10 protein-coding genes and 1 pseudogene are annotated in these 14,618 nt (G+C 47.1%); 4 read left to right on the forward strand and 7 right to left on the reverse strand.

What is annotated here, in order from left to right:
• Positions 1–28: 28 nt before the first annotated feature.
• Complete coding sequence (gene glnA, locus ACT6PV_RS03590) at positions 29–1,444, forward strand: type I glutamate--ammonia ligase (protein ID WP_445115117.1); 1,416 nt, start codon at positions 29–31, stop codon at positions 1,442–1,444.
• Between the two features lie 291 nt (positions 1,445–1,735).
• Positions 1,736–2,425, forward strand: coding sequence for an aspartate/glutamate racemase family protein (locus ACT6PV_RS03595; RefSeq protein WP_445115118.1), 690 nt, complete (start codon positions 1,736–1,738; stop codon positions 2,423–2,425).
• 83 nt (positions 2,426–2,508) lie between these two features.
• On the opposite strand, the gene ACT6PV_RS03600 is transcribed toward ACT6PV_RS03595, so the two are convergent.
• The 3 genes from ACT6PV_RS03600 to ACT6PV_RS03610 all read right to left on the reverse strand — a co-directional run bounded on the left by ACT6PV_RS03600 (position 2,509) and on the right by ACT6PV_RS03610 (position 6,527).
• Complete coding sequence (locus tag ACT6PV_RS03600; protein WP_445115119.1) at positions 2,509–3,525, reverse strand: Tim44 domain-containing protein; 1,017 nt, start codon at positions 3,523–3,525, stop codon at positions 2,509–2,511.
• A gap of 127 nt (positions 3,526–3,652) precedes the next feature.
• Complete coding sequence (gene radA / locus ACT6PV_RS03605) at positions 3,653–5,047, reverse strand: DNA repair protein RadA (RefSeq protein ID WP_445115120.1); 1,395 nt, start codon at positions 5,045–5,047, stop codon at positions 3,653–3,655.
• Positions 5,048–5,171: 124 nt separating this feature from the next.
• Entirely contained in the window at positions 5,172–6,527 is a 1,356-nt protein-coding gene (locus tag ACT6PV_RS03610; protein WP_445115121.1) for an alanine/glycine:cation symporter family protein, read from the reverse strand.
• 688 nt (positions 6,528–7,215) lie between these two features.
• Here ACT6PV_RS03610 and ACT6PV_RS03615 point away from each other — a divergent pair.
• Positions 7,216–8,354 (forward strand): IS3 family transposase gene (locus ACT6PV_RS03615; protein ID WP_445114732.1). Its coding sequence is split into 2 segments (ribosomal slippage): positions 7,216–7,474 and positions 7,474–8,354, totalling 1,140 coding nucleotides; the frame shifts between segments, so codons are not numbered across the junction.
• Positions 8,351–8,581, forward strand: coding sequence for a hypothetical protein (locus ACT6PV_RS03620; RefSeq protein ID WP_445115122.1), 231 nt, complete (start codon positions 8,351–8,353; stop codon positions 8,579–8,581). The genes ACT6PV_RS03615 and ACT6PV_RS03620 overlap by 4 nt, the downstream gene beginning before the upstream one ends.
• Here the strand turns inward: ACT6PV_RS03620 and ACT6PV_RS03625 are convergent.
• The 4 genes and pseudogenes from ACT6PV_RS03625 to ACT6PV_RS03640 all read right to left on the reverse strand — a co-directional run.
• Positions 8,571–9,568 (reverse strand): annotated as a pseudogene (locus tag ACT6PV_RS03625) (IS3 family transposase); the annotation flags it as partial. The gene ACT6PV_RS03620 and the pseudogene ACT6PV_RS03625 sit on opposite strands and share 11 nt — an antisense overlap.
• Positions 9,569–9,772: 204 nt before the next feature.
• The gene (locus ACT6PV_RS03630; RefSeq protein WP_445115123.1) at positions 9,773–11,056 is read right to left on the reverse strand and encodes a ribonucleotide-diphosphate reductase subunit beta; all 1,284 of its coding nucleotides are present in this window, start codon (positions 11,054–11,056) and stop codon (positions 9,773–9,775) included.
• Between the two features lie 140 nt (positions 11,057–11,196).
• On the reverse strand, positions 11,197–11,328 hold the full coding sequence (locus ACT6PV_RS03635) for a preprotein translocase subunit YajC (RefSeq protein WP_445115124.1): 132 nt from the start codon (positions 11,326–11,328) through the stop codon (positions 11,197–11,199).
• Positions 11,329–11,397: 69 nt separating this feature from the next.
• The gene (locus tag ACT6PV_RS03640; protein WP_445115125.1) at positions 11,398–14,238 is read right to left on the reverse strand and encodes a ribonucleoside-diphosphate reductase subunit alpha; all 2,841 of its coding nucleotides are present in this window, start codon (positions 14,236–14,238) and stop codon (positions 11,398–11,400) included.
• Positions 14,239–14,618 lie beyond the last annotated feature (380 nt).

The raw sequence follows: 14,618 nt of genomic DNA on the forward strand, positions 1-14,618 counted from the left end.
AAGTGCAATAATACTTCATTGGAGCAAGATGAGCATGGCGAACAAGGTCCTTCAACTCATACAGGAAAGTGGCGCAAAATGGGTCGATTTTCGCTTTACGGATACCCGGGGCAAGGAGCAGCACGTAACTTACCCGGCTGACTCAATTGATGAAGACTCATTTGAAGATGGAAAAATGTTCGATGGTTCTTCAATTTCGGGATGGAAGGGGATTGAAGCCTCTGACATGATTTTGCGTCCGGATGCAGAAACAGGCTTTATCGACCCGTTTTTTGCAGAGCCTACCGTCGTTGTGACTTGTGATGTCATTGAGCCATCCACAGGTCAGGGTTATGAACGTGATCCACGCTCCATTGCCCGCCGTGCAGAAGAATATTTAAAATCCACAGGCATCGGGGATACCGCATTTTTTGGTCCTGAACCTGAGTTTTTTGTATTTGACGAAGTGAAATGGGACATCGACATGTCCGGCGCCCGTCACACTTTGTATGCAGAAGAAGCGGCATGGTCAACCAATAAGGATTATGATTCCGGTAACTCAGGTCATCGCCCACGTGTTAAAGGCGGTTACTTCCCGGTGCCACCGGTGGACTCTCATCACGATATGCGTGCAGAGATGTGTAACAAAATTGAAGAAATCATGGGTGCCGGTCGTGTGGAAGTGCATCATCACGAAGTTGCATCCTGCCAGCTGGAAATTGGTGTAAGTTTCAACACCATGGTACGTAAGGCTGACGAAGTACAGCAGTTTAAATATGTGGTGCACAACGTTGCCCACCAATATGCAAAAACCGCGACCTTTATGCCTAAGCCAATGGTTGGTGATAACGGTTCAGGCATGCATGTTCACATGTCCATCGCCAAAGACGGTAAAAATCTGTTTGCCGGTGATGAATATGCAGGATTGTCTGAGCTTGCGCTTTACTTCATTGGCGGGGTGATCAAGCATGCACGTGCATTGAACGCGATTACCAACCCATCCACCAACTCCTATAAGCGTCTGGTTCCTCATTTCGAGGCACCGATTATGCTGGCTTACTCAGCACGTAACCGTTCGGCATCCATTCGTATTCCTTACGTTTCAAACCCGAAAGGTAAGCGTATTGAAGCCCGTTTCCCGGATCCTGCGGCTAACCCGTATCTGGCGTTCGCTGCACTGTTGATGGCAGGTATCGATGGAATTCAGAACAAAATTCACCCGGGTGAAGCAGCGGATAAAAACCTGTATGACTTGCCTCCTGAAGAAGAAGCAAGCATCCCGACCGTGGCGCACAGCCTGGAAATGGCGCTTGATGCACTGCGGGCAGATCAGGACTTCCTGCTAAAAGGCGGTGTATTCACCAAAGACATGCTGGATGCCTATATTGATCTGAAAACCGAAGATGTACGTCGTCTGAACACCACGACGCATCCGGTTGAATTTGACATGTATTACAGCGTGTAAATCCATTTGTTGGAAAAAGCCTGACTGTTGTTCAGCAGGTTTTAAACGTGAATGGGCTGATGGAAGCCGATGAAAAAATCCCGCAATTGATGCGGGATTTTTTTATGGTTCTTTGGCCATGCTGTTGGTGACAAGCGCGGTGAGTTGCCAGAGTCGCTTCAATATCAGGTTATGGTCAGATCGTATGCTGATGCAGGACCACCGCTATTTACTGCTGATGTGGTCAGTGCCTGTTCAGAAAGTGTGGGATATGTTAAAAAATAGGCCACGGCATTGCAACGATGATCATGCATGAAAACAATCGGTTTAATTGGCGGAATGAGCTGGGAATCTTCTGATCTGTATTATCAGCATCTGAACCATCAGATTCAGCAACGGCTGGGTGGTCTGCATTCAGCAAAAGTCATGCTGTACAGTGTTGATTTTTCTGAGATCGAACAGTTGCAGGTGCAGGGGCAATGGGACCAGGCCGGTATGCAGCTGGCAGATATTGCCATGCGGTTGCAACAGGCGGGTGCTGATGTGATTGCATTATGTACCAACACCATGCATAAGGTGGCCGCTCAGATTGAACAGCAGATTTCCATTCCCTTTTTACACATTGCAGATGCAACGATTCGGCAGATTCAGCAGCAGGGTATACAAAAAGTTGGTTTGCTGGGCACAGCCTTTACCATGGAGCAGGATTTCTACAAATCCCGGCTGCTGCAAAGTGGTCTGGAGGTGATGATTCCAGTGGACAGTGACAGAAAGGACGTGCATGACATTATCTATGATGAACTTTGTCAGGGAAAAATTATGCAGTCGTCCCGGCAGCGTTATATTGAAATCGTGCAGGGATTGATTGAATCCGGTGCACAGGGGATTATTATGGGCTGTACTGAAATTGGCATGCTGATTGGTCAGGAGTCCTGTGCAGTGCCTTTATTTGATACTACACGCATCCATGTTGATGCCCTGGCTGATTTTTCACTTTCCTGACTGGATGTAAATTTCATAAAAAACCCGGTGATTCATCAATCACCGGGTTTTGAGCTGACGGGAACAGGCCCGGTCATGAATGCTCAGCTTTCCTGCTGGATTCCGGCAACCACCCAATCCTGTGTGGACGCGACAGGCTTAATGAAATGCCAGATTTCTGCAAAAGGCTGTGGAAGACTGTTTAAATCTTCACTGACCGTACCGGTAAAACGCACACTGACCACGTATTGATTATTTTCAGTCGCAGCGTTAACCACCATCGCATTTAAATTACTGAACTCTGCAACGTCCTGATCCTGATTGCCCATAATGTCGTCACGCATGGACTGGTATAGTTCAGGTGTCAGATAACGCTGAATTTCTGCCAGATTACTTGCCGTATTCATGGATTGAATATGGTTAAAACGCTGACGGGCAATACGCAGGAAAGCGGCTGGTTCGGTACCATCCGGTAACTGATTGCCGCTTTGTGCAGATGCCGCTCCAAACGGTGACTGGGCTGGTGCATCTGCAAAAGGTGCCTGAGTCGTGCCACCGACGGACTGACCAAAAACATTGGTATTGTCATTGCTGCGTTGCAGCGGATTGCCCTGACCGAAGGCAGCAGATGACGAACCTGAGTTATTGGGGGCGTATGGATTAGCGTTGGCTAATTTTTTTTTTGAACCGAATTTACGGAAAATAAGAAATGCAGCGCCGGCAATCAGAATCAGCCAGATCCAGCCGGGGATTCCACCTTTTTGCTGTTCCTGCTGTGCAGCCTGTTGTTGCTGAGCAAGTTCTGCGTCATTGGTCTGAGCATGTGGATTATGGTCATCCGCCATGGCGTTTGCAGCGACTGCACCAATAGCTGCACCTGCAACACCGGCTGCAACCATACCACCTACACCCGGGCCGGATTTCTGTGGTGCAGTAGCCGGAGCAGCAGGTTGTTGCGCAGGAGTTGCACGACGGGGTTGAGAGTAAGATTGATTTGAAGAGTAGGAACGGCTCATGCCATGACTTTTACCGCCACCTGCACGCTTGGCTTCAGCCAGGGGTGCGACCACAAGGGTAGCCATTAATAAACCTGCCATCAAACTACGCTGTCGAACTTCCATCGGTTTTTCCTGTTTAAAATGTAGAGTCGCTATTATATATGCAGTCTTTTGTCCGGAATTTCAATCAAAATCGTGAATTTTTCTTAAATATATGCACAGCCATGTATTTTCTGAGCGATCAGCGATTTCAGTCCACTACATCACAGAGTTGCATGGCTTCGCTCAGCGCTTCATGCAGGCGGGCGACCGGGATGATCTGAACACCATCAATGGCTTTTTGTGGTGCATTGCCCCTGGGCACAATAATATATTTAAAACCATGTTTAATGGCTTCCTTTAAACGCTCCTGTCCATTCGGTACCGGGCGGATTTCACCGGACAAGCCGACTTCACCGAAGACCGCGAGCTGCTGTGGCAAGGCTTTTGAACGCAGGCTGGATGCACAGGCAAGCAGTACCGCAAGATCAGAACCGGTTTCGGTAATTTTCAGGCCGCCGACCACATTCACATAGACATCCTGTCCTGAGGTCTGGACACCGCCATGACGGTGCATGACCGCAAGCAACATATTCAGCCGGTTCTGTTCCAGACCCAGTGCAACCCGCCGTGGCTGACTGTGGGCATCATCCACCAGTGCCTGAACCTCAACCAGCAAAGGGCGGGTACCTTCGCGGCTGATCATGACCACAGAACCGGGAATGGCTTCATCATAACGGCTTAAAAAGATGGCAGATGGATTGGCCACCTCTTTCAGCCCTTTATCAGTCATGCCAAAAACGCCCAGTTCATTGACAGCACCAAATCGATTTTTGACGGCACGGATCATCCGATAACGTGAGTCGGACTGACCTTCAAAATACAGCACGCAATCGACCATGTGCTCAAGCACCCGGGGACCGGCCAGTGCACCCTCCTTGGTGACATGACCTACAATAAATAACGCCGTACCACTGTTCTTGGCAAAGCGGGTCAGCAAGGCCGCAGATTCGCGGATCTGGGAGACACCGCCTGGGGCAGATTGCAGGGTTTCTGTGTACAGGGTCTGAATTGAGTCGAGAATGGCGACAGCAGGGCGTTGCTGTGCAAGCACTTCACAGATTCTTTCCACACAGGTTTCAGCCATGACGTTCAGTTGATCGGTCGGTAAATCCAGTCGGTTTGCCCTTAAAGCCACCTGAGACAACGATTCTTCACCGGTGATATACAGTGCGGAGCTGTGAGCATGTGCTGCCATGTGTGTGGCGGTCTGTAACAAAATGGTGGATTTGCCAATACCAGGGTCACCACCAATTAATACCACGGATCCGGTCACCAGGCCGCCGCCCAGTACACGGTCAAATTCGCTGATGCCTGTTTCCAGTCGGGTTTCAGTGGAGACAGTGACTTTATTCAGTGTGGTGATCTGTGCATTTTCCCCGGCGTAGCCACCACTCAGACCGGCTTTGGCCCGGTGTGCTGTAACCGGTTCAATCCGGGCTTCAACCAGGCTATTCCACTCACCGCATTCGGAACACTGACCTGCCCATTTAAGATGCTCGGTGCCACATTGTTCACAGCGGTAAACGGTTTTTGCTTTTGCCATAATTTTCAAAGGGGAGTGCAGGAAATGCTGAAACTATACAGCACATTCAGCGTTAAAAATATAGGGGGAAATCAGAGAGCTGCCATCCGGCAGCTCGTTCTGAATCAGGATACTGTCTGAGACGCTAGTACAATTCACCGGATTTGCGTCGTGCCAGAAAGTCCTTGGTTTCTTTGACAATGACTGTGGAAAGCAGTAACAGGGCAATTAAGTTGGGTATTGCCATCAGACCATTGAAGGTGTCTGCAAATAACCACACCAGGTCAAGTGTCGCCACGGTACCGATAAACACCGTGCAGATGTAAATGACGCGGTAAATCGGGACAAATTTTTCACCGAATAAATAGCTTGCACACTTTTCACCGTAATAGCACCAGCCCAGAATGGTGGAATAGGCAAAGAAAATAATACCGAAGGTCACCACCCAGCCACCGATACCCGGCAATAAGCGATCAAAGACATGTGTGGTCAGTACGGCACCTGTTTCGGTACCAAAGCTATTTCCGGCGACAATATAGCCCATGACCAGTACCAGGCCCGTAATACTGCAGACAATAATGGTGTCAATGAATGTTCCGGTCATGGACACCAGGCCCTGACGCACAGGATGGTCAGTTTTTGCAGCGGCAGCAGCAATGGGTGCAGAACCCATGCCGGCTTCATTAGAGAAGACGCCACGTGCAACGCCATAACGGATGACGGTACCAATGGCGCCACCGGCAATGGCCTGACCTGTAAATGCATCGATAAAAATCAATTTTAAAGCCGGAAGAATAAGGTCAATATTAGTCAGAATAATGGCCAGTCCGCCCAGTACGTAGCCAACAGCCATAATCGGTACAATAAAGGATGACGCTTTGGCAATAGATTTAATCCCGCCCAGAATGACCAGGGCAGAAAAAGCGGTGATGATGATGCCGGTCACCCAGGTCTGTATGCCCAGACTGTTCTGTACAGCCAACGCAACTGTGTTGGACTGGACCGAACTGCCAATACCAAATGATGCAATGGTTCCGAACAAGGCAAACAGAATCGCCAGCCATTTCCATTTCAGCCCATGTTCAATGTAGTACATCGGACCGCCGGATTTTTGTCCATTTTCATTGGTAATGCGGTATTTTACGGCCAGCACGCCTTCGCCGTACTTGGTTGCCATACCCACCAGTGCGGTCATCCACATCCAGAAGACTGCACCGGGCCCACCCAGTACGCATGCTGTTGCAACCCCGGCAATATTACCGGTGCCGATGGTTGCCGACAGGGCAGTCATTAATGCCGCAAAATGTGAAATATCACCTTCATGCTGACTGGCCTTGTCATGTTTGCCAAACACCTGTTTAAACGCAAAAGGCAGCAGCCGGAATTGCAGAAACATGAGTCGCAGGGTTAGAAACACGCCGGTTCCCACAAGCAGGACCAGCATATAGGGTCCCCAGACCCAGCCACTGAGTGTTTCCATAAGAGATTGAATACTTTGCATAGGCCTTCTTCTTCTGACGTCCATTGTTATAGATAACGCTTGCAGATAAGCAATTGTTATGCCATCCCGATTATAAATGATTAAAGCACATATGCATTTTTTGTTATACAGGGAGCATTTATTTTTTTCTGGTATTGATTGGCTGGGACGAGGGAACCCAATCTCTGGGGCGTGATTCAACTGATTTAAGTATTTCGTCGGCATCATGGCGCTGCCAGATATTGAACACCCCAATGCCAGGGCAGCTTATTGCCTCATGAATTTGTAGTAGCTTAAACCTGATCTGACAATTACCGATATTTGATTGAGACTGTCAGATCAGGTCTAAGCTAGTACAGCTGATGTGTCGTTCAACGGCGAATTCAATGTCATACGACACATTGTTTGTCATTTCGAGTTTATTAACTTCAATAGCTTAGGTGTTGCTGCGACACATATTGACATTGATCCGCCACACAACCTCTGTCAATTTTTGAAAAGGTGCTTTCAAAGTGTGATTCTATTGCAGTCTATAACAACAATTTTAACTTTTCCTTCCTGCGCTGATTGGACTGCCACCACTCTCCTGGACAAATATCGTCTATTCTTGGACTGCCACCACTCTCCTGGACAAATATCGTCTATTATTGGACTGCCACCACTCTCCTGGACAAATATCGTCTATTATTTTTGCATAGGAGAGAACATTATGAGCGGACAACGATACACCCCGGAATTTAAAGATGAAGCTGTTAAATTGATTACTGAACGTGGATATTCTGTCACTGATGTCGCAGAACGTTTAGGGGTATCACAGCACAGCATTTATAAATGGCTAAAGGCAGTACAGCCTTTACGCAGCAACCCGGATGAACATGAACTGCTTGAGGCAAAGAAAGAAATCCTGCGTCTTAAAAGTCAGCTTAAACAGACTGAAGAGGAACGGGATATCTTAAAAAAGGCCGCAAGGTACTTTGCAAGCCTGCCCGAGTAAAGTATCAGTTTATTCTTGAATACAGCCATCAATTTAAGATTAAAACGATGTGTCGGGTTCTTGGGATTGCCCGTGCTGGCTATTACGTTTGGTTGCATGAACCTGAATCAGGCAGGACTATTGAAGATAAGCGATTATTACAGCTCATCCGTTCTTCTTATGATGCCAGTTATGGCATCTATGGTTATCGTCGCATCACGCTGGATCTTAAAGAGCTGGGTGAAAGCTGTGGACCTAATCGTGTGCTGAAGATCATGAAGAACAATGGTATTACCGCTGTTCGAGGATATAAGAAGCATAAAAGCCATAGTCACGGTCGTCCTCAGATTGTTCCACCAAACCATTTAAATCGAGAGTTTGTCGTAAACACACCTGACACCTCCTGGGTGACTGATATAACTTACATTCGCACCTGGCAAGGCTGGTTATATCTGGCTGTGGTTCTTGATTTATATTCGAGAAAAGTTATCGGTTGGTCAATGAAACCTACGCTTGCCAGGAATATCGTATTGGATGCGCTTTTAATGGCAGTATGGCGACGCAGACCCAATGAACCTGTGATCATACACTCAGACCAGGGCTCACAATACAGCAGCGCAGACTGGCAGAAATTCTGTCAGAAGCATAATTTGGTTCCGAGTATGAGTCGTCGCGGAAATTGCTGGGACAATGCCGTTGCTGAATCCTTTTTCAGCAGCCTGAAGAAGGAAAGAATTAAAAAGAGAATCTATAAAACTCGAGAAATGGCCCGTGCAGATGTGTTTGATTATATCGAGATGTTTTACAATCGAATCAGACGTCATTCGCATCTTGATGGGATGAGCCCAGAAGCATTTGAGGCAGCTTCAAAATGAGGCTGTCTCGTGTCCAGGATACTGGGAGCAGTCCAATTTTTATTCCTAATGGGTTTGATATTTATTTTAATGAATTTAATAATAACTTTAAAAATGATAGGGATGTTTTGAGGAGATTGATTGATGACTATGGTAGTTTGGGCTATAAATTGGAAAGAGAAACGGTAATACCCCCATTTTTAATTGAATTAATGGGTAGAAAATCCAAAGCCCCTGTTATTGTTTAAAAATAGGTGGACAGCCATTTACTGACATATGAGGCCGTTCATGATTATAAAAGTACTGCCAGCCAGTTGTATAGTCCTCAACTTCGCTCAGATCTCGAAATAAATACTGATTTAGACACTCATAACGTACTGTACGGTTAAATCGCTCAACATAGGCATTTTGCTGTGGATTGCCTGGCTGAGTAAATACATGCTCAATACCATGCTGATCACACCACGTTTCCATTAGCTCACTGATATATTCCGGACCATTGTCGCTTCTAATACGTTTAGGTTTACCTCGCCATTCAATCAATTGATTAAGCCCTCTCAGCACACGTTCTGCGGGTAATGAAAAATCAATCAATATATCCAGTGACTCGCGATTATAGTCATCAATCACGTTGTGTACTCGATAGCTACGCCCATCACTGAGTTGATCATGCATAAAGTCCATGGACCATGATTCATTCTTAGCTGTCGGTACTGCAAGGGATTCAGGCTGTTCCCGTTTAATGCGCCTCTTTGGCTTGATACGTAGATTAAGTTCCAATTCCTTATAAATACGATAGATACGTTTATGATTCCAACCATATCCCCTGACATTGCGAAGATACAAAAAGCAAAGTTTAAAGCCCCAGGTCTGATGGTCCCTGGTAAGCTTTATTAGCCAGTCTGCGATCACCACGTTCTGCTGCTTTAATTGAGCTGCATAGCGATAGCACGTTTGACTGACATCAAAGATCAGGCAGGCCTTACTCACAGAGACTTGATATTGCTCAACAGCTTGTTGAGCAAGTAGTTTACGTTGAGCTGGCCTCACAACTTTTTTGAAAGTGCATCCTGAAGGATATCTGTTTTAAGGCGCTCATCAGCATACATGCGTTTAAGGCGGGCATTCTCGGCTTCAAGCTCTTTCAGTCGGGTTATCATGGAATGATCCATACCGCCATATTTGCTCTTCCACTTGTAGAACGTAGCAGAGCTCATACCGTGTTCTCGGCACAAATTCATGGTAATAATTAGATTTTAATTGATTAATTCTATTTCACATTAATTATTGAGTTAATAACAAAAAAATCCGACATTAAGTCGGATTTTTTATTTCAGTGTCGTTACATGTGTCGCGTAATGTCGTTACATGTGTCGCGTAATGTCGTTACATGTGTCGTAAATGTCAACTTATGTGTCGCGTGACGTGACGGATTCAACTTACCAGCTCAACGCACCACCCGTCTGATAATCTGTCACCCGTGTTTCAAAGAAATTCTTCTCTTTACGCAGATCCATCATTTCAGACATCCACTGGAATGGGTTGTTCACACCAGGGTATTGTTCCGGTAAACCGAGCTGGGATAAACGACGGTTACAGATGAATTTCAGATACTCTTCCATCATGGCTGCATTCATACCCAATACACCACGTGGCATGGTGTCACGTGCATATTCGATTTCAAGGATGGTGCCCTCAAGCAGCATCTGAATGACTTCCTGCTGGAATTCAGCCGTCCAGAGATGCGGGTTTTCAATTTTGATCTGATTAATCATATCAATACCGAAGTTCACATGCATGGACTCATCACGCAAAATGTACTGGAATTGCTCAGCCACACCATTCATCTTATTGCGGCGGCCCATACTTAAAATCTGGGTAAAACCGCAATAGAAGAAAATCCCTTCAAGCACACAGTAGAATGCAATCAGATTACGCAATAACTGCTGATCATCTTCAGGTGTGCCGGTCTTAAAGGTGGGATCTCCCAGTGACTGTGTATACTTCAGACCCCAGGCAGCCTTACGGGCAACCGACGGGACTTCACGGTACATATTGAACACTTCACCTTCATCCATGCCCAGTGACTCAATACAATACTGGTAAGCATGGGTATGAATGGCTTCCTCAAAAGCCTGACGTAAAATGTACTGACGGCATTCCGGGTTAGTAATCAGCCGATAAATGGCAAGCACCAGGTTGTTGGCTACCAGGGAATCTGCTGTTGAGAAAAAGCCCAGGGAACGCATGATGATGGTCCGTTCGTCATCTGTCAGACCATTTTCAGATTTCCATAACGCAATGTCATGGTTCATGTTGATTTCCTGCGGCATCCAGTGGTTAGCACAACCATCCAGATATTTTTGCCAGGCCCATTCATATTTGAAAGGCACCAGCTGATTTAAGTCAGCACGGCAGTTGATCATGGCTTTATCATCAACCTGAACACGTTCAGCACCCATTTCCAGTTCTTCAAGGCCGGGTGCAACATCCAGTGTGTCTAGGGAAGCAGATGCTCTTGCCAGTGGATCGGCTGGATGTGCTGTTCCTGCTGAACCGGTTCCAGCGGGTTGTGCAGCTGCCACACCCGACGATGGCTGCTGTGCATCAGATACCACTTGCGCATGAGCCGTTTTCGGCGGCTCGACGGGCGCAGACTGGTGAGTTTGTGCAACTGGTTTCTGTTCATCATTTTCCAAATCGTCCCAACTCAGGATAGACATATCAATTCTCTCTTCGTTGTAAATGTCGGTGACTGACATCTCAGCTTCGAAGATGTCACCATTTTACGCTTGTTCTGTGTAAGCAAAATTAAGTTTTATCGGTTATTGTGCTGATTTCGTAAAAAATACAGCAGCTGACACTACTTATTTTGATTACGCTTCCGCTGTTTGCGAATGGCAATAAAGGCATAAGCCACAGGCACATAAAAAATCAGAAAGGCCATAATCAATACAATCACACCTAGTTCATAGTTCTGACTTAAATGAAACATGGTGCCGGCCTCCCGTGAATTGATTTCAGACTGACGGTTTAAATCGTCAGCCTGAAGAAGAACCTTAGATTACTGACAGGCTTCACAATCAGGATTGTCAATTGAACACGCCATCGGTACCGGGGCGGCCTGAGCGAAGCCATCTTCTGCAACAGCCGGGGTTTCAGCTTTGATTTCCTGCTGAACAACAGCGGCAGCCGGGGCGGCAACAGTGGTGGTTTTGACTGCATTTAATGCACCGGTATTAATGGTCGATTTTTCTGCAGAAGTTGCACCCAGTGCTCGCAGGTAATAGGTGGTTTTCAGACCACGTAACCAGGCCATTTTGTAGGTGATGTCCAGTTTCTTACCATTTGCACCGGCAATATACAGGTTCAGTGACTGTGCCTGATCAATCCATTTCTGGCGACGTGATGCAGCATCGACAATCCAACGGGGCTCCACTTCAAATGCAGTTGCAAAAATGGCTTTAAGCTGTTCAGGAATCCGGGCAATTTTTTGTACCGAACCTTCAAAGTGTTTCAGGTCGTTGACCATGACCGAATCCCACAAACCATGTTCCTTCAATGCACGGACCAGGTAAGGATTAATCACGGTAAACTCACCGGACAGATTGGATTTGACGTACAGGTTCTGGAATGTCGGTTCAATCGACTGAGACACACCACAGATATTGGAGATGGTGGCAGTCGGTGCAATCGCCATCACATTGGAGTTGCGCATTCCGTCTTTCTGAACTTTGGCACGCAGGCTGTCCCAGTCCAGACGTTGAGTACGATCTACCTCAAACATACGTTCCGGCCGTGTTTTTGCGACCAGATCCAGTGAGTCGATCGGCAGAATGCCCTGATCCCACAAGGATCCTTTAAAAGTTTCATAAACACCGCGTTCAATGGCCAGATCGCTGGAGGTCTGAATGGCGTAGTAGCTGATGACTTCCATGGATTCATCGGCAAAATCCACCGCTTCATCTGAACCATAGGCCAGTTTCATTTCATACAGCGCATCCTGGAAACCCATAATGCCCATACCGACTGGGCGGTGTTTCAGGTTGGAGTTTTTGGCCTGCGGCACAGCATAGTAGTTAATGTCAATCACGTTATCGAGCATGCGAACCGCTGTTTTAACGGTACGTGCCAGTTTTTCACGATCCAGCACGCCGCCCTGCACATGCTGTACCAGGTTGATGGAACCCAGGTTACATACGGCAATTTCATCCTTATTGGTATTCAGTGTGATTTCAGTACACAGGTTGGATGAGTGAACCACACCGATATGCTGTTGCGGTGAACGTAAGTTACAGACATCCTTGAATGTGATCCACGGATGCCCGGTTTCAAACAGCATGGACAGCATTTTACGCCATAGGTCTTTTGCCCGGATTTTCTTGTGCAGCAGGTTCTTTTCTTTGGCAACACTTTCATAATAGGCATAGCGTTCAGCAAATACGGTGCCGGTCAGATCGTGCAGATCCGGGACCTCGGACGGGGTGAACAGGGTCCATTCCGCATCTTCAAACACACGCTGCATAAATACATCCGGAACCCAGTTGGCTGTGTTCATGTCATGGGTACGACGACGGTCGTCTCCGGTGTTTTTACGCAATTCCAGGAACTCTTCAATGTCCAGATGCCAGGTTTCCAGGTAGGCACAGACGGCCCCCTTACGCTTACCGCCCTGGTTCACGGCAACAGCGGTATCGTTGGCCACTTTCAGGAAAGGCACCACACCCTGGGATTTCCCATTGGTTCCCTTGATGTACGAATTCAGCGCACGAACCGGTGTCCAGTCATTGCCCAGTCCACCAGCCCACTTGGACAACATGGCGTTATCCCGCATTGCCCCGTAAATGTCATACAAATTATCATCAATGGTGGTCAGATAGCAGCTGGACAATTGCGGACGCAGGGTGCCGGAGTTAAACAGCGTTGGCGTGGAGGCCATATAGTCAAAGCTGGACAGCAGGTTGTAGAACTCAATGGCACGGTCTTCCCGGTTATCTTCCTCAACACTCAGGCCCATGGCAACACGCATGAAGAACAGCTGTGGCAGTTCAAAACGAACTCCATCCGAATGAATGAAATAGCGGTCAAATAAGGTCTGCAAACCCAGATAAGTGAATTGAGCGGAACGTTCCGGCTGAATGGCTGCAGCCAGTTTAACCAGGTCAAAGTTCAGCAGTTCAGGTGACAGCAGCTCCAGTTCGGCCCCTTTTTTCAGGAATGTTTCCAGCGCATCGCCTTCCGGGGTGTCGGTTGATAAGCCCAGGAATTTCAGTCCGGTTGCCACCAGGTCATCACATAGTAAGCGTGCAGTTACATAGGTGTAGTTCGGTTCCTGTTCAATACGGGTCCGTGTCGCCATCAGCATGGTGGTGGAGATGTCAGACTGTTTTACTCCGTTATAGAGGTTTTTAACGGTTTCATCGACAATGGCCTGAACATTAATACCTTCCAGGCCTTCACTGGCTTTTTCAATGGTGGCCTGTAGCTTGCCCAGGTCCAGCGGCTGAAGCTGACCGTTATAATCGGTAATCTGCAGTGTCGGATGATGATGCGCGCCGGTCTGTTGCCGTGCTGTGGTCCGTTGTTCGCGGTAAATGACGTAAGCCCGGGCAATCTTCTGTTCACCGGTACGCATGAGCGCCAGTTCAACCTGATCCTGAATTTCTTCAATATGAATGGTGCCGCCTGAAGGCAGACGACGATTGAAGGTATTCATCACCATTTCGGTTAACTGGGTAATACGGTCATGAATACGGCTTGAATCTGCACTTTGCTGGCCCTCAACGGCCAGGAAAGCCTTACCAATTGCAACAGCAATTTTATCTGCGTCAAAAGCGGCAACATCACCGGTGCGTTTAATCACCTGGAGTTGGCCCGGGGTTGTAATAGTGCTCATTGTCAGCATAGCTCCATTGGCATCATTGTTATGTTTATGGACCGTTTGAACCGGGGGTCATGGACCACGATATTTTAGGACTAAACACAAGACTTAGTGGTTTGATTGAATTTAAAACACAAGATACGGGAATTTTCCGGGGAGATCAATATTGACTTTCAATAAAAAATTTTGCTGAAAATATGAAAAAAACAGAGGAGAACCGATCCCGTTACAGCCACTTTTTTTATATGTCTTATTTGACAATGAGATAGCATAACAGCGATTGGAAAAACTGCTTATGGATAACCCTGTGAATAACTGAAAACAATTTTTATGGGTTTCCCGGGTGTCACTGACGATGAAATATTTTGTATAAAAATATTTCATGCAGGACAAATGTCTTCAGC

Source organism: Acinetobacter sp. WZC-1, from assembly GCF_052544965.1.